General features: G+C 70.5%; 16 protein-coding genes. 5 read left to right on the plus strand and 11 right to left on the minus strand.

The genetic code is table 11. From position 1 onward, the window contains the following. Nucleotides 1-98: 98 nt before the first annotated feature. Together ACFQVD_RS41325 and ACFQVD_RS41330 are read right to left on the minus strand one after the other, a co-directional pair. Nucleotides 99-896, minus strand: coding sequence for a DeoR/GlpR family DNA-binding transcription regulator (locus ACFQVD_RS41325; protein WP_343962873.1), 798 nt, complete (start codon nt 894-896; stop codon nt 99-101). A gap of 395 nt (nt 897-1,291) precedes the next feature. Beyond that, a complete protein-coding gene (locus tag ACFQVD_RS41330; protein ID WP_343962871.1) occupies nt 1,292-1,630 on the minus strand; it encodes a hypothetical protein in 339 nt (112 codons plus the stop codon). 293 nt (nt 1,631-1,923) lie between these two features. Between ACFQVD_RS41330 and ACFQVD_RS41335 the strand changes: the two genes are divergently transcribed. Then, nucleotides 1,924-2,199 (plus strand): hypothetical protein, encoded by a 276-nt coding sequence (locus tag ACFQVD_RS41335; RefSeq protein WP_343962869.1) that lies wholly within the window; start codon nt 1,924-1,926, stop codon nt 2,197-2,199. Nucleotides 2,200-2,364: 165 nt separating this feature from the next. Beyond that, nucleotides 2,365-2,865, plus strand: coding sequence for a hypothetical protein (locus ACFQVD_RS41340; protein WP_343962867.1), 501 nt, complete (start codon nt 2,365-2,367; stop codon nt 2,863-2,865). A 252-nt stretch (nt 2,866-3,117) separates the two neighbouring features. Here ACFQVD_RS41340 and ACFQVD_RS41345 read toward each other — a convergent pair whose 3' ends face one another. The 3 genes from ACFQVD_RS41345 to ACFQVD_RS41355 form a co-directional block, all read right to left on the minus strand. Next, the gene (locus ACFQVD_RS41345) at nt 3,118-3,528 is read right to left on the minus strand and encodes an ATP-binding protein (protein WP_386368818.1); all 411 of its coding nucleotides are present in this window, start codon (nt 3,526-3,528) and stop codon (nt 3,118-3,120) included. Nucleotides 3,529-3,982: 454 nt separating this feature from the next. Next, nucleotides 3,983-4,768 carry a hypothetical protein gene (locus tag ACFQVD_RS41350; RefSeq protein ID WP_343962863.1) on the minus strand — a complete coding sequence of 262 codons (786 nt, stop codon included), beginning with the start codon at nt 4,766-4,768 and terminating at the stop codon, nt 3,983-3,985. Continuing rightward, the gene (locus tag ACFQVD_RS41355) at nt 4,768-5,595 is read right to left on the minus strand and encodes a DUF692 domain-containing protein (RefSeq protein ID WP_343962861.1); all 828 of its coding nucleotides are present in this window, start codon (nt 5,593-5,595) and stop codon (nt 4,768-4,770) included. Before ACFQVD_RS41355 ends, ACFQVD_RS41350 begins: the two co-directional genes overlap by 1 nt. Nucleotides 5,596-6,029: 434 nt before the next feature. Here ACFQVD_RS41355 and ACFQVD_RS41360 point away from each other — a divergent pair, with 434 nt between their 5' ends. Further along, on the plus strand, nt 6,030-6,422 hold the full coding sequence (locus ACFQVD_RS41360) for a VOC family protein (protein WP_343962859.1): 393 nt from the start codon (nt 6,030-6,032) through the stop codon (nt 6,420-6,422). A gap of 67 nt (nt 6,423-6,489) precedes the next feature. Here the strand turns inward: ACFQVD_RS41360 and ACFQVD_RS41365 are convergent, their stop codons facing one another. From ACFQVD_RS41365 to fdxA, 4 genes are all read right to left on the minus strand, one after another. After that, a complete protein-coding gene (locus tag ACFQVD_RS41365; protein WP_343962858.1) occupies nt 6,490-6,861 on the minus strand; it encodes a cupin domain-containing protein in 372 nt (123 codons plus the stop codon). Nucleotides 6,862-6,887: 26 nt separating this feature from the next. Continuing rightward, complete coding sequence (locus tag ACFQVD_RS41370) at nt 6,888-7,313, minus strand: hypothetical protein (protein WP_343962855.1); 426 nt, start codon at nt 7,311-7,313, stop codon at nt 6,888-6,890. A gap of 34 nt (nt 7,314-7,347) precedes the next feature. Then, nucleotides 7,348-7,992 (minus strand): helix-turn-helix transcriptional regulator, encoded by a 645-nt coding sequence (locus tag ACFQVD_RS41375; protein ID WP_343963051.1) that lies wholly within the window; start codon nt 7,990-7,992, stop codon nt 7,348-7,350. 133 nt (nt 7,993-8,125) lie between these two features. Next, on the minus strand, nt 8,126-8,470 hold the full coding sequence (fdxA, locus tag ACFQVD_RS41380) for a ferredoxin (RefSeq protein WP_343962852.1): 345 nt from the start codon (nt 8,468-8,470) through the stop codon (nt 8,126-8,128). A gap of 150 nt (nt 8,471-8,620) precedes the next feature. Here fdxA and ACFQVD_RS41385 point away from each other — a divergent pair, with 150 nt between their 5' ends. After that, nucleotides 8,621-9,274, plus strand: coding sequence for a response regulator transcription factor (locus tag ACFQVD_RS41385; RefSeq protein WP_343962850.1), 654 nt, complete (start codon nt 8,621-8,623; stop codon nt 9,272-9,274). Between the two features lie 73 nt (nt 9,275-9,347). Continuing rightward, the gene (locus ACFQVD_RS41390; RefSeq protein WP_343962848.1) at nt 9,348-10,541 is read left to right on the plus strand and encodes a sensor histidine kinase; all 1,194 of its coding nucleotides are present in this window, start codon (nt 9,348-9,350) and stop codon (nt 10,539-10,541) included. 11 nt (nt 10,542-10,552) lie between these two features. On the opposite strand, the gene ACFQVD_RS41395 is transcribed toward ACFQVD_RS41390, so the two are convergent. Both ACFQVD_RS41395 and ACFQVD_RS41400 read right to left on the minus strand, forming a co-directional pair. Next, nucleotides 10,553-11,950: a S41 family peptidase gene (locus ACFQVD_RS41395; protein WP_343962846.1), complete on the minus strand. Its 1,398-nt coding sequence runs from the start codon at nt 11,948-11,950 to the stop codon at nt 10,553-10,555. A 115-nt stretch (nt 11,951-12,065) separates the two neighbouring features. After that, nucleotides 12,066-14,936, minus strand: a complete 2,871-nt coding sequence (locus ACFQVD_RS41400) for a HelD family protein (protein ID WP_343962844.1) — start codon at nt 14,934-14,936, stop codon at nt 12,066-12,068. Nucleotides 14,937-14,993 lie beyond the last annotated feature (57 nt).

Here is a 14,993-nt window from a genome sequence, read left to right on the forward strand (position 1 = left end):
TACAACTCCTGTGTTTCCTGTCAGACGGTGCATCGGCGTGGTAGTCCGAGCCGGGTGGCGTTGCCGCGCCGCCCGGCTCCTTCGACGGTCGGGAACGTTCAAGAGAGCACGATCACCCCGTTCCCGCGGGTGATCGCGTCCTGGATGCCGGAGGGTGGTTCCGCCTCGGTGATGAGACCGCCGAGCTCGCCCAGCTCGGCGACTCGGTGCCGGGCGACCAGGCCGAACCTGCTCGAGTCGGCGAGTACGTACGAACGCGTCGCGTTCCTGAGGATGATCTTCCGGACCGCGATCTCGTCCAGGTAGTAGTCGGTCAGGCCGGTCGCGGCGTCGACGCCGCCCGACCCGAGGAACGCGACGTCCGGGTTCAGGTCCGCGAAGAACGCCTGGGCCACCGAGTTCGAGAGCGCGAGGTCTCCGCCGCGCAGCCTGCCCCCGCAGACGAGGACCTCGATGCCGGGCCGCTCGGAGAGTTCCGCCGCGACCAGCAGGGAACAGGTGGCCACGGTCCCGGTGAAGTCGAGCGGCAGGGCACGGGCGACCTGGACGGCGGTGGTTCCCACGTCGATCACCACGGTCTGGCCGGGGTGCACCAGCCCGGCGGCGGCACGGCCGATACGCGTCTTGGCGTCTGCGGCGGTCCCGGTGCGTTCGGCGAAGGGAGCCTCCTCGCCGGCGGCCTGCCCGAGCGCGATGGTCGCGCCCCCGTGCACGCGCGACAGCCTCCCCTGGCGCTCAAGCGCCACGAAGTCACGGCGGATCGTCTCCGCCGATACGCCGAGCTCGTGCGCGAGGTCGTCGGTGCTGACGACGCGGGAGATCCGCAGTGCCTCCCCGATGCGCGCGTGCCGCTCAGCGGGCAGCACGGTTGCCCACTTCTGTGGAAGTTTGTGCATGAATGAGGGGAATTATGCTTTTATGTGGTTATCGCGTCAATACTTTGCGCTACCGGGCTGGAAACCTTTACCGGGATCTCCGCCTGCCGGTAGGCGGAGTGCGGCCCTTTCACCTGGGCTCATGATCCCCTGGGGCTTTCTCGCCGGGTGACCGCCTCGGGCGTTCCCGGTCATCGGCGGGCATCGGGGGTGTGCGACCGGCCGGCGCGGGCCGGGCGATGACGGACGTACCGTGCGGCCACCGGTGCCGTTCCACGTCGCGGGGACCTCGGCCGGTCGAACACGAGAGGCCCCGCGGCAGGCCGGATCGCCGAAATGATTAAGAGATATGGCTGACATTTGAAAGTGGCCGCGATCGCCTCGGTGCCGGTTGGGGGGAGTTTTTTGGTTCCTGGTTACCGGCAGAATCGGTCGTGGCCGTCGTCGTAGCCGTCCAGCCAGCCCCTGTCGTAGTCACTTATTCTCAGTGCCAGGCCGGGCAATTCTCCCGATTTCGCCCTTGGCCTTGAGCAGTCCTGTCCGGCGGCCCGGTAGCCGTCTCGATAGCCGTTCCAGTATCCGCCTCTCGGGTCCCTGGCCGGCGGGGTCGGCTCCGTCACCCTGGCAGGCAGGGTGCTCGCCGCCGGTACCGCGGGGTCCGGCGCGGCCGAGGCGTGTGAGAACGGGACCGGTCCAAGGGCCAGGGCCGCGAGAAGCGCCGGGCCGAGCACCATCAACTGTCGCTTTCCGTACATGGGTTCCTCCTCTGAACGGCCGCGAGTCGGATCACTTTGCGGCCATGGGCACCAGGCACGATATAAGGCGAACCCTTTGGAGTCGGGGAGCTGATTGTCTGCTTTCTCATTCTTGAAGTAGGTATATTTGACGCAAATTTCCCTGCGAATCCGTTTGTTCGGGCAATTTCCAGGAAAAGCGGAAGGCTGCGGTGGCTCGTCCGACGTGGACGGCGTCTTCTGAGGCCTCGGTGCGAGACCGATTCAGGGAACGTGTTGTAGCCTTTCGCGCTCCCCGGGTGAAGGAGTTCGCCGTGTCCTCGACCCCACAGGAGATCTTCGAGCGTTATGTCTGGGCCGGGATGACCGGGAACGCCGTCGCGCCGGCCGAGATGTTCACCGCGGACGGCGTTTTCGAGGCGCCGCTCGTTCCGGCCGGCTGCGCCTTTCCGGGCCTCCTGGCGGGGCGCGAGGCGATACGCGACGGCATGGCCGCGTACTACGAGCGACCGGTGGACGCCGGCCGTACGGTGAACATGGACAGGTCCCCGGTACGTGCTGCACGCCGCCGCCGACCCGGACCTGAGTGAACGCTGCCAGATGGTGTTCGCCGGCCGGCTTTCGGGAAACAGGGTTTTGTGGAGGTCAGGCGTCCACCGGGCGGAATCCAAGCTATCTGCAAGCCTCCTCCAAGGAGGCTGCGGAAGCTTTGGCCGCGATCGATGGGATAAATCAACCGAATAAAAGAGGAAACCATGCTCGCGCGTTCCAAGCCCAGTACTGTTCTGTCGATGCTAGGCCTCCTTGGGGTGCTGGCCCTTGCCACCGCCGCCCCGGCCGGCGCCGCTCCTGTCGCCGCCGCCCCCGCCCTCGTCGAAACCGAACTCGGCATCACCGTCTACGCTCACGACATTGACGAGGAGGGGACCTTTAGCAACGGTGACGAAGTATTCATCAATGTCGTGCGTAATGGAGTAAGTCAGCGCTTCGCCCCGACCAATGGCACGGTCGACGTCAACGAGGACGAAGAGGGCCGGATAGTCGAATTCCCATCGCGTTACCCCATCAAGTTTTCGCCGGGTGAGAAGGTGACGGTCCAGGTGTGGGAAGACGACACTTCCGGAGATGACCTCCTCGCCGAGGCCAAGGATGTCATCGTTCAGTGCAACCGCCCGTTCAGCGGCGTAACCGAAATCTCAAAGCGGAAGTACTATCACTACTCGTTCGACGCCAAGTTCGCCGCCTTCAGCTGCTGATTTTCGCATTGTGATGTTCTACGGACGGTGAGAGGGCCGGGCCACCGCGGTATCCCTGTCCACGCGGTATGCGTGAGGCGGCGGGTTGTTCGCCTGACGACGGGCCGAGTGTGAGAAGGGACGGCCGCGCGTGGCCGACCTGTCCGCATGGGGGCTACCGGCCCCCAGGCCGCCGAGGTGGTGGGCGGCCGGATTGAGGAGACGCCGGCCTCCCTTTCCAGCGGAGCGGCGGGGAGGCCGGCGGTGTGGTGTTCATGCTCCTCCCAGTTGGAACCAGACCACACGGCCGGTGGTGGTCTCGTGCCAACCCCAGGCCGTGGCCAGTTTCTGGACCAGCCACAGGCCCCGTCCCCCGCCGCTGTCGAAGTCGACCTCGGTACGGAGCCAGGGGATGCGCCTGGCCGAACCGGCGTCGATCACGTCGCAGTGCAGCGTTCCATTGTGGCGGGCGACGGCCACGATGACCCGTCCGCCGGGGACGCGTCCGGAGTCGGAGTGGCACACGGCGTTGGTGACGAGTTCGCTGACCAGCAGGAGCGCGTCGTCGGTCTGGGCGTGCGCCGAGCCCTCCAGCAACTCACGGACGTAGCGCCGCGCCTTGGGCACGGAGGTGACCTCCGCGGGCAACTCGACCTGGCCCAGCGTTTCCAGCTCCTTCACCATGCCACCCCCCAGTGACTCGCGGAGACGACCTCCGCGAGTACTCCGACCTGCCCACGGAGGCGGCGGATGAACGGCTTCCGGAAGTACGGCCGGCTGATTCGGCGGTGAGCGGGTACCACGAGGGTCGACCACGGCGACGGACAGCAGAGAAGTGGGGTTGTCGAGACCCCACTCCTCTTCTCCTCTGTCCGTTGTCGTGGCTAGTGACCGCATCGACTGCAGGTGTTTCCGCCGCAGTGATCCGGTGCCTGGGCAGAGGTGAGATCGACGACAGGTTCGAACACAAATGTCTGGTCGACGGTGGTCTCGGTCAGGGTCTCTGTGCTCATGGGTTTCCTTTCGCAGTGTGACCCGCCGTGGGCGGGTCACAGCTCGACGACCCGTTGCCGGGCCGCTTTCCGCGCCGTTCGGGTGACCTCTGTGAGGTCGGCGCGGAGCCTGATGGGGAGCCGGCTCAGTAACGGCCGGGGGCGAGGCGTACCACTCCGGCCGCCGCGAACCGGGTGAGCATGCCGGTGACCCGTTCGGCGTCGGCGCCGACCTCCGCGATCACCTCTGCGATCACCTCCGCGACGTTCCGGGTGCCGTCGCAGCGGCCCAGCAGGGCGGCGGTGGCGTCGTTGATCCGGTAGACCCGGAGCGCCGGCTCACCCCACTGGCGTCGCAGCAGGATCGACGTGCGCCGGGCGGGCAGTCGCGAGGGCGGCGGCTCGGCGGTGACGTCGTGGTCGAAGAACGCGACCCGGGCGGCGGGGGAGACGCCGGGCATCCCACGTAGCGGTCCGTCCGGAACGAGGACCGGTTCTCCGGCCGCCTGGGCGGCCCGCCGGTCACCGGCGAGTTGTCCGCACAGCAGTTCGTAGCGGGCGAAGTCGACCAGTGGCGTCGGCACCCGGCCGTCGATCCACGTCACCAGTTGCCCGGCCTCCCCGGAATCCGTAACCCCTTCGCCCGGTCGCGGCCGGCGGACGGTGGCGGCGGCGAACCCGTCCAGCAGTTCCGGGTGGTGGGCCTTCAGCTCGGCGACGGTGGCGGGCAGACAGGCCGTCACCTTCTGCACCAGCTTGCCGCGGACGCTCTCGCCGGTGACCCGGAGTCCCGCGGGGGAGGCGCCGGTCAGCATGGCCAGCTCGGCGTCGCTCAGCCCGTAACGGCGCCGCAGCCGGGCGGGGTGCTCACGCAGCGTCGCCAGCTCGGACTCGCGGGTCAGCACCGCCGCCAGGGCCTCCAGCAGGCCCATCAGACGCTCCCTGCCAGCAGGGTCCGGGCCCGGTCGATCTCCGCCAGCAGCTCGTACGGATCGTCGGGGAAGTTGCGGTCCCGTTCCACCAGGGTGGCCCGAACGGTGGTGCGGCCCACCAGTTCGGCCAGCAGCTCCCACACCCGGGGCGGTACCGGTTCACCATGGGTGTCGAGGGACGGCTCGCCGTCGTCGTTGTCCTCACCGCCCGCCAGATGCACCTGCGCCACCCGCTCCACCGGGATGGTGCCGAGGAACTCCAGCGGGTCGAAATCGTGATTGCGGGCGTTGATGTCGAGATTGGTCAGGTCCAGTAGCAGATGACACTCGCAGTTCTCCATCACCTCGGCGATGAACTGCGCCTCGCTGAGCGGGCCGGCCAGATCCACGTAGTAGGTGATGTTCTCCAGCAGGAACGGCGCCCCCACCGCGTCCTGCACCCGCTGCGCCCGGCGCCCCAGCCGGCGTGCCGCCTGGCGGGTACGGGGCAGCGGCACGAGCACCCCGAGCGCCACCTGATCGGTCCGGGTGAAACAGAGATGGTCGCTGAACCACGGCGCGTCGATCTCGGCGACCAGAGCCGCCAGCGCCTCAAGGTAGACCCCGTCCACCTCGCGGTCCGATCCGATGGACATCTCCACCCCGTGCGGCACGATCGGGAAGCGGGTGGCCAGCGCGCGCAACCGTTCCCGCCTGTCGGCCGGGGCGAACAGGAAGTGCTCAGTGATCACTTCCAACCAGTCGATCCGGTCGGCGTGCTGGTCGATCATCTCTGCGAGCTCGGCCCGGTAACCCAGGCCTGAGCCCAACTCGCGCGGTTCGAACACCGTGCACCCCCAAGATCCGGCGTGTGTCGCCATCCAGGGATCCCGCGTTGTCGGTACTCCCGACATAATTCCCGGGCCCGTTCCCGCCACACTCCCACTATCGGCAAATGCTGAATTATGCTGAAAAAAGCTGATATACACCGAAATATGGAAAGCGTTGATGACGGGTTGCCGGCGACCATGAAGATCTAATCTTCCAAAGATCTTGGATATACAGGCCCGGGAGCCCTTCTCCTCGGCCTCCGGAAGTCCTCCGCCGAGGCTCCCGCCGGAGCGGTTCGCTGCTTTCGCGGTGGTCGCGAGCGGTGCGGACGGACGCGCCGTGGGCGGTGCGCCGTTCCTCGCTGTTCCGGGTCCGCTGGGCGGCCATAAAGTGGGGCTCCAATGACTTCATATCCGCGTCGGCGCTCCCGCCGGCCGGGAAGGGGTGACCGATGACGGCCCTGGGCGGATTCCACCACGTCAAACTGCCGGTCTCGGACGTGCGCAAGAGCGTCGAGTGGTACGGGCGGGTACTCGGCCTCGAAGTGGCGATCGAGTTCGTCGAGGCGGGAGTGCTGCGCGGCGTGGCACTGCGCGACCGGGACGGCACCCTCATGCTGGCGCTGCGCGAGGAGCCCCGGCTGGCCGGGGAACTGCGGGGCTTCGATCCCGTCGCGCTCGGCGTGCCGACCTACGACGCGCTGGTGGAGTGGTCGGATCACCTCGACGCCGCCGGCACGGCCCACTCCGGAATCGCCGAGGCCAGCATCGGATGGCTGATCGGCGGGGTGACCGACCCCGACGGCATCGAGATCCGCCTCTACACCCTGCAGAAACGCGGCTGAAGCCACCGCCGACCACCGGCGGCCAGGACGACGCGGGTCCGCCGGTGGGTGCTCGGCGCCTCGGTGCTCAGCCGGCCGGAGGGCGCGCGTCCTCTCCGGGCGCCGGGTCGGGACGCATCACCACGGTGAGCAGGACGGCGGAGTCGTCGAGCGCGGTCAGGCTGTGCCGCTCCGCCGGGATGGCGACCTGGTCACCTGCCGTCCCCTCCCAGCTGTCCTGGCGGGTCGACAGGCGTACGCGCCCGTGCAGCACCTGCAGGGTGGCCTCGCCGGGGCTCTCGTGCTCGTCGAGGCCCCGTCCGGCGGCGAGCGCGAGCAGCGTCTGACGCAGGGAGTTCCGGCGTCCGCCGTGGACGGTGTGGGCGCTGCGTCCACTCGCGGCTTTTCGCGCCGCGGCCATGTGCTCGTTCGTCAGGGTGGTCAGAGAGGTCGTCAGCATGGTGCTTCCCTTCCGTCCCGGCCGGTTCACGCCGTCAGCAGCAGGATGCCGGTGACGAGCAGGGCGGCGACCTTGGCGGTCTCAAGGACGATGTAGGCGTGGTGGTCCTTCGAGCGTGGGGCGTCCTCACCGGCGAGGACACGGTCGGTGCGCCGGGTCAGTCGTGGCCGGATCAGACCGAGCTGCACCGCCAGGACCGCGACGGTGACGACGGCGGCGACCACCGTCCCGGTCGGCGGGCCGGCAATGAAGATCATGGCGATGAGCGCCACGGCGAGGACGGCCTCGACGGTGTTGAGGGCACGGAAGACCAGCCGGCCGATCCCGAGCCCGAGGCGCAGGTCCACCCCGGGCGCGCGGAACTTCAGTGGTGCCTCCAGGAACGAGATGGCCAGCACCATCCCGAGCCAGACGAACGTCACACCGGTGGCGGCGGCCGATGCCGGGGTCATCCGTGGTTCCTTTCTCCATCGCGGGCGTTGCCGGTCACCGGGTGCCGCCCGCTGTCGTGAGGTGTGCGAGGCACAGGTCGGGTTCGGCGAACGGGACGAGCCGGTCGACGGTCACCTGGGCGCCGAGCGCCGCCATCGCCCCCCGCATCAGCCCAAGGTGCAGCGGGCAGATCACCGCGGCCTGGGTCTCGACCAGTTCGACGAACGGGCAGTGCCGCAACCCGATCTGCCGGGGATCGCCCGCCGGCCGTTCCTCCGGCGCGAAGCCGAGGTCGTCGAGCAGCCGTACCAACTCGCGCACCGCCTCCTCGCGGGAAAGAGCGGCGGGCCGGTCGACCAGGAAGCCGCCCCAGGCGCGTCCGGCCTCGGTGGCCCTGGCGGCGGGGTCCGGGTCCGCGGCCAGGTCGCCGACCAGGATCTCGGCGAGCAGGCGGTAGTTGCGCGGCCCGCCGAGATCCATCCCGGGCCGCGCCCGGAACACCAGTGGCGGCCGGCCGGGGCCGGTGGGCGCGACGTGGACCCGCTCGACCTGGCCCGTTTCCGCCAGGGCGTCGAGATGGAACCGCACCGTGTTGGGATGGACGTCGAGTCGCGCGGCGATGTCGCCGATGCCGAGCGGCGAGGTGGATTCGCGGAGCATCGTCAGGATGAGCCCTCGACGGCCGGTCGCCGGCGCCACGGGGCGTTCGGCGGTCCACGTCGGCGTCTCGGGACGCCGGGCGCCTCGCGCGGGCGCCCCTTCGGGCGTCGCGCCGCCCGAGCCGTCGGTGTCATCGGCCCCGTGAGGTCTCCTTCGCCCGGTCATGTCCGGCTCACGCCCCCTGCGGCGGCAGCGCCGTGACCATCGCGGTGTCGACGCCCAGCGCGCCGATCCTGGCCGCACCGCCGGGCGACCCCAGGGGAGCGTCCCTGCCGGGCAGCGGCTCGGTGAAGAACCGCTCGTTGTCGGCCAGGTAGACGCCCAGCGGGGCGGGGAGGTCGTCCTCGTAGTAGATCGCCTCGACCGGGCAGACCGGCTCGCACGCACCGCAGTCGATGCACTCGTCCGGGTTGATGTAGAGGCTCCGGCCGCCCTCGTAGATGCAGTCGACCGGACACTCCTCCACGCAGGCCAGATCCTTCTCGTCCACGCAGGGGAGCCCTATCACGTAGGTCATGCTCCGAGTTTACACAAAAGAAAATTGTATAAATAGACCCGACGGGAGGAACGCGATGCCCGACCGCACGGTATGGGCCCGTGTGAGACGACAGAGGTGTGGCGCGGGCGTTAACGCCGTTGTTACCGGTGGTCGGATACGACTTCGATCATGCGAATACTGGTGGTGGAGGACGAGCGGGATCTGGCCGACCTGGTGGCGATGGGGCTGCGGCGGCACGCGATGGCGGTCGACGTGGCCTACGACGGCGAGGCCGCGGCGGAACGGCTGGCCGTCAACGACTACGACGTGCTGGTGCTGGATCGGGACCTGCCCGGGATATCCGGCGACGTGATCTGCCGGGACCTGGTGCGGGCCGGGGCGCGTACCCGCGTCCTGATGCTGACCGCGGCCGCGTCGGTGCCCGAACGGGTCGCCGGGCTGGGGCTGGGGGCCGACGACTACCTGCCCAAACCCTTCGACTACGCCGAACTGGTGGCGCGGGTGCGGGCCCTGGGCCGACGCAACCAGCCGCCGCTGCCACCGATGCTGGAACGGCACGGGATCGTGCTGGACCCCCAGCGGATGCAGGTCTCCCGCGACGGCCGCTTCCTGAGGCTGTCGCTGAAGGAGTACGCGGTGCTGGAGGTGCTGATGCGGGCGAACGGGAGCGTGGTGAGCGCCGAGACGCTGCTGGAGTCGGCGTGGGACGAGCACGTCGACCCGTTCACCACCGTGGTGCGCGTCGTCATCAGCCGGTTGCGCGCCAAGCTCGGCGACCCGCCGTGCATCAGGACCGTGCCGGGCGCCGGGTACCTGCTGTGATCCGGAGTACGACCCGGAGACCCGCGGCGCACCCGGCACGCGGTCGGGGAACGTGCGGCGCCGGAGGTCCGCGGTGACCCGGCACGCGGCCTGGAAGCCTTCCGGCACGGTACGGACGCGCCTCACCCTGCTGTACACCGGCCTGTTCCTGGTCACCTCGACGATCCTGCTCACCGTGGTGAACCTGCTGCTCACGAGCGCGCTGGAGAGCCGGGTCAGCTCCATCACGGAGGACTTCCCGCCCTTTGGCGAACTCCCCCCGGGAGCAGGGCCCGCGCCGAGGGCACCCGGGGCGCCTGACCGGCCGGTGCGGCCCGAGGTCGTCGACGCCATGAGCGGTCTGCCCGGCGCCGTACTGCGCTACCAGTGGACGGTCAGCGCGATCGTGATCGCGGTGCTCACCGTCGTCTCGGTGGTCGCGGGCTGGTGGCTGGCCGGACGGGTGCTGAGCCCGCTGCGGCACATCACCGCCACCGCGCACCGGCTCTCCCTGTCCAACCTGCACGAGCGGATCGCGCTGGCCGGTCCCCGCGACGAGCTCACGGACCTCGCCGACACCTTCGACGCGATGCTGGAACGGCTGGAACGGTCGGTGGACAGCCAGCGCCGTTTCATCGCCAACGCCGCCCACGAACTGCGGACCCCGCTCTCCGTCCAGCGGGCCGCGATCCAGATCGGGCTGGACGACCCGCTGCCGGACCGTCTGATCCCGGTACGGGAGAAGCTGCTGACCGCCAACCGGCGGACCGAGCGGCTGATCGACTCGCTGCTCCTGCTCGCCCAGGCGGAACACGGTCCGGGCGGCATGGAGCCGGTGACCCTGGACCCGCTGGTCCGCCAGACGGTCGAGGAGACGGCCGCCGACGGTGTCGTCGTCACCGCGGACACCCGGCCGGTCGTCGTCGAGGGCGACCCGGTGCTGCTCGGCAGGCTGCTGACCAACCTGTTGCAGAACGCGGTCCGCTACAACCGTCCCGGCGGGACCGTGCACGTCGGCCTCACCGCGACGGGCGTCCTGACCGTCCGCAACACCGGCCCGGAGGTACCCGCCGAACGGATCGCCGAGCTGTTCCAGCCGTTCCGCAGGCTGCACTCCCGGACCAGGACCGCCGACGGCGCCGGTCTCGGCCTGTCCATCGTGCTCTCGATAGCCCGAGCCCACCGTGCCGACCTCACCGCCCGCCCCAACCCGGGGGGCGGCCTTGAGCTGACCGTACGGTTCCCCGTCCACACCGGTGCGGAGCCCGGCGGCCGCCGGGCTCCGTGATCGGTGCGGGCCTACTTCAGCAGGGTCAGGGCCTTCGCGACGCCCGGGTCGCGTCCGGCGGACAGGTCCGCGGAGGTCGTCGGGGCCTGGTGGTCGGGGACGACACCGATGGTGTTGACGACCTCCCGGTTCGCCCCGATCTCATGGAACCTGGGCAGGATGAGGACGCTGCCGTCGTCGAGCAGGTAGCCGGCTCCGGGACCCGACACCGCGCCGGCGGTACGGGTGCCGACCAGGGTGCCGAGCCGGAGATCCTTGACCGTACTGGTGAAGGAGTCGCACGCCGAGGCGCAGCCGCGGTCGGTGAGCGCGACCAGGGGCAGGCCCAGCAGCGGCACGGTGTCGTCGCTCCGGTTGGCGGTGCAGTGGTCGCGCACGTCGCACCAGTAGCTGGTGGTCTTCCCGCGCGTCCAGGCGCCGAGCAGCCTGGCGACCTCCTGCGGGCTGCCGCCGCCGTTGCCGCGCAGGTCCAGCACGACCCCGCGCAGGGGCGCCTTCTCCCGCAGGGAGGCGATGGCCGCAAGGACCTTGTCCGCCGCGCCGGGGAAGAAGGCCGGCAGCTTGACGTAGGCGACGGAGCCGGACAGCAGCCTGGAGGAGACCTTCGGCTCCGATCCGGAGACGGGCGCGGGCGTCACCGAGGCGGTGACGGTGCCGCCGGTGGAGGGGCGGCGCAGGGTGAGCCTGATCGCCTTCCCCGCCGGGAGCCCGGCCAACCCGTCAAGAACCCCCTGGGAGAGCACCCCGTTGACGACGAGCGGCACCCCGTCGACCGAGACGAGCTCGTCGCCCGGCCGGATGCCCGCCTTGGCGGCCGGTCCTTCAGGAAGGACGTCGGTGATGAAGAACGGCGGGGTGGCCGCCGGATCGGCCACTCCCGGAGGACGGAGGCCGGAGAGGCGGGCGCCGAGCGACATCCCATCGGGAGTCGGACGATTCCAGTTCGCGTGGTTGTCGTCGAGGCTCTTCACCATGCCCCGCATCGTCGCCTCCGCGACCGCCTGCCGTACCTCGGGAGCGGCGGGCAACGTGTCGACGACCTTCTGGTGGACGGAGCGGAACGCGGCCCAGTCGGCGTCCCTGCGGCCGGTGAGTGCCGGCAGGGTGGCGTTCGGCCGGTCCAGCCCGCGGCGTTGCAGTTCCTGGGTGAGCGCGGCGAACGCGGGCACCAGCAGCGTGCGGGAGTCCAGGACCGGGCCGCTGTAGTAGTTGGCGAAGACGCAGCGGTACGCCTGCTCGATGGTGGTGACGGTGGTCGGCTTCAGTGCCGGAGGTCCGGACGGGCCGGACGGGGGTGTGCACGCCGGCGGCCGGTCGCCGGCCGCGCGGTCGGCACTCGCGCCGGCGGTCCCGGAACCGATGAGAGCGGCCAGCGCGACCGCGACGACGAACGATTTTCTGTTCCTCATGCCACCGAGCATCGCGATCACGCTGTTGCCGGGGGGTGAACGCGAACGTTAACACCGCTGTAGCGGTCCACCTGGTAGGGAGCGGGATTCGCTCGGCACCGCCGGCCGCGGCGGGTCAGCCGGGAGCCTGACCGAGGGCGGTGGCCAGATCCTCCCCGGCCCATCCGGTGCCGTCTCTCCAGATCGTCGTGATGTCGAAGGCGGTGGTCAGCATCGCCGGTGCCCACGCGGGTTCGGGGGCCTGGGGGAGCACGAGGAAGCGGTGCTCCGCGCGGTCTCCGCCGACGTGCTCGACCTCCATGATCCGCAGTACCGCCTCGCGCATCCGCTCGTAGGTGTGCCCGCCCTCTCCCAGGACCTCGTACAGGACCGCTCCCCGCGGCCCCTTGCAGACGATGTCGGCGAGAGGGGACTGGGAGGGGACGAGCCTGGCCCCGTGCAGCTCGGCGATGAGCCGGTAACGCACCTGCTCGTGGACGTGGCACCGCCTGTCGGCGCCGACCCGCTCCTCCAGCGAGGAGACGAAGGACCGGAAGCTCTCATCCGTGGCCGGGGTGTCGGGCTCCATCGTGGTGTTCTCCTCGGGGATGGTGGGTTCCTCCGGTACGGGGGGTGCCGATCCGTTCTGCGCGATGAGCGGTGAGATGGTGGGTTCTTCCGGTACGGGGGGTGCCGATCCGTTCTGCACCGTGATCGGGGAAGTAGCCGGTTCTTCCGGCGCCACGAGCGCCGGGGCCTCCGGTGCGCCCAGCAGCTCGGGGAGCGGCGCCGCGTGGACGACGGTGAGCGACTGGGTGCACCTGGTGATCGCCACATAGAGCCGGCGCGGTCCCGCGGGCCCCTGGCCGGCGATGGCGGCGGGTTCGACCACCACGACGTGGTCGAACTCCAGGCCCCTGGTCATGGTCGCGGGCAGCACGCTCACCGGCGGTACGTCGTCCGCCGCGACGGTTCCCTGCAGCGCTGCGACCTTCCGCTCCAGCTCCTCCAGCAGTGCGGTGCCGTCGGGGGCGATCAGCGCGACCGACCGCGACCGCTCCAGGTCGGCCGTGGCGAGATCCAGTGCCCGGGCGAGGGCCTCGTCCGCCAACCGCTCGGGTCCGGTCCGGGCGATCGTCAGCGAGGTCTCGTCGGCGGGGCGCACCGACACCGGGACCGTGGTGGACAGGGACACGGCCCTGGCCAGCGGCGCCGCGAACCGCATGACCTCGTCGGGGACCCGGTAGCCCACGGCCAGCTCGGCCAGGTGCCAGCCGTCGCGCCCGCTCAGGATCCCGGCGAGCCGTCCCCACACGTCGTACTGGCGGGCGCCGGTGGTCTGGGCGAGATCGCCGAGCACGGTCATCGAACCGCCGGGGCAGCGGCGGGCGATGGAGCGCGCCTGCATGGGAGTGAGATCCTGGGCCTCGTCCACCACGATGTGCCGGTAACGGCGTGGCTCGTCCCCGGACAACAGATGGCGCAGCTCCTCAAGGCAGACGAGGTCGTCGAGAGTCCAGGGCTCCTCGGAGGCACGGCTCACCCGGGGGCGCAGCACCGCCTCCCGCTCCTGCTCGGTCAGCACGCCGGGAGCCGCCGCGTGGATCGCGTCCGGGTCGTTCAGCGTCCTGCGCAGGATGGTCTCGGCATTGAGTGCCGGCCACACCGCGTTGATCAGGGAGGCCACCCGGCCGTGTTTCTCGATCCCGGACCGCAGGGCGCCGTCCGGGCGCTGCCCGGGGAGCGCCTTGGCGTACCTGCTCAGCAGGCGGTCGACGAACGTATCGACGAACTTGCGGCGGCGGACCAGGTAGGGGCCGCTGGAGTCGCGCGCCTCGACGACGAGCGCCTCGATCTCGGCGCCGGGAAGCGTCAGCGCGGCTCCCCGGTACGGGGTGCTGAAGACGTCGTCACTGATGTGCGAGGCCGGCGCCTCGGGCCGGATGCCGCTCTCGACGACGCGGCGCAGCACCTCGGCCATCCGCTCGTCCGACTTGACCAGGTGCGCCGCGGGAGTGTCGACGGCGCGGACCTCGCCGTCCCAGAGCCGCGCCACCTCCACCGTCGCCACCCCCCGGCTGCCGAGCCTCGGCAGGACCTGGCTGACGTAGCGCAGGAACCCCCGGTGCGGTCCGACCACCAGGACGTCGTCCGGGGCGAGCCCTCGGTTCGTCGGGTCCAGCAACCAGACGACGCGGTGCAGGCCGACCGCGGTCTTTCCGGTCCCCGGGCCGCCCTGCACGACCAGCACCCCCGGCCGCCCGTCGGAGACCAGGTCCAGCTGGTCTCGCTGGATGGTCTCCACGATGTCGCGCATCAGCCCGTCGCGGGCCCGGTCGAGGTCGGCGAGGAGGAAGGCGTCGGCGTTCTCGCCGGGCGGCTCCTCGGCGGGGGAGACGGCCTCCGGGACCTCCTGGAGTCTGCGGTTCGCGACCCGGGGCCGGATGTCGTCGAGGTAGTCGGTCACTGTGCGTCCGTGCAGGCGCAGCTTGCGGCGGAGCCGGATCTCGCCGGGGCGGGAGGCGCGGGCCTTCATCCAGCGGATCGCCTGTTCGGTGGTCCAGCTGATCACGACGAGATCGCCCTCGGCGTCGCGGACCGCGCGGCGCCCGATGCGCCAGGTCTCCCTGCCGTCCGGGTCGTCGGCGACGTCGACGCGCATGAAGACGAGCGGCTGCTCGCCGAGGTCGTCCTCCACCCCGAACTCGGGGGGAACGTCCGGGACGAAGGGGAGGCCGACGTCGGGGTGCTCCTGGCCGTGCGTGCTCCTGATCCGGTCGACGCCGAGCCGCCTGCGCTCGACGCAGTCGTACGCGTGGTCGACGGCGCGCTGCTCCTCGGCGATCACGGCGATGCGCTCTTCGTGCGGAACCACCAGGGCGCGGATGCCCGCGCCCGTCCCGCCTGTCCGGTCGCCACTCACCGCTCCGGCGGCGCGGTCACCACTGGCCGCCAGGGCGACGGGGTTGCCGCCCCGGGTCAGGGTGGCACGGTCGACGCTGCCCATGTTTCCTCCGAGGTCGGTGCCCGGGGCACTGCTGGACTGGGATTTCCCTCGCCGGGA

It is taken from the genome of Streptosporangium amethystogenes subsp. fukuiense, assembly GCF_042665875.1.
GTDB lineage: Bacteria > Actinomycetota > Actinomycetes > Streptosporangiales > Streptosporangiaceae > Streptosporangium > Streptosporangium fukuiense.

Excerpts from the sequence above, each read along its gene's own strand:
- ACFQVD_RS41325 (WP_343962873.1), bottom strand. The coding sequence starts at position 896 with ATGCACAAACTTCCACAGAAGTGGGCAACCGTGCTGCCCGCTGAGCGG.
- ACFQVD_RS41330 (WP_343962871.1), bottom strand. The coding sequence starts at position 1,630 with ATGTACGGAAAGCGACAGTTGATGGTGCTCGGCCCGGCGCTTCTCGCG.
- ACFQVD_RS41340 (WP_343962867.1), top strand. The coding sequence starts at position 2,365 with ATGCTCGCGCGTTCCAAGCCCAGTACTGTTCTGTCGATGCTAGGCCTC.
- ACFQVD_RS41345 (WP_386368818.1), bottom strand. The coding sequence starts at position 3,528 with ATGGTGAAGGAGCTGGAAACGCTGGGCCAGGTCGAGTTGCCCGCGGAG.
- ACFQVD_RS41350 (WP_343962863.1), bottom strand. The coding sequence starts at position 4,768 with ATGGGCCTGCTGGAGGCCCTGGCGGCGGTGCTGACCCGCGAGTCCGAG.
- ACFQVD_RS41360 (WP_343962859.1), top strand. The coding sequence starts at position 6,030 with ATGACGGCCCTGGGCGGATTCCACCACGTCAAACTGCCGGTCTCGGAC.
- ACFQVD_RS41365 (WP_343962858.1), bottom strand. The coding sequence starts at position 6,861 with ATGCTGACGACCTCTCTGACCACCCTGACGAACGAGCACATGGCCGCG.
- ACFQVD_RS41370 (WP_343962855.1), bottom strand. The coding sequence starts at position 7,313 with ATGACCCCGGCATCGGCCGCCGCCACCGGTGTGACGTTCGTCTGGCTC.
- fdxA (WP_343962852.1), bottom strand. The coding sequence starts at position 8,470 with ATGACCTACGTGATAGGGCTCCCCTGCGTGGACGAGAAGGATCTGGCC.
- ACFQVD_RS41385 (WP_343962850.1), top strand. The coding sequence starts at position 8,621 with ATGCGAATACTGGTGGTGGAGGACGAGCGGGATCTGGCCGACCTGGTG.
- ACFQVD_RS41395 (WP_343962846.1), bottom strand. The coding sequence starts at position 11,950 with ATGAGGAACAGAAAATCGTTCGTCGTCGCGGTCGCGCTGGCCGCTCTC.
- ACFQVD_RS41400 (WP_343962844.1), bottom strand. The coding sequence starts at position 14,936 with ATGGGCAGCGTCGACCGTGCCACCCTGACCCGGGGCGGCAACCCCGTC.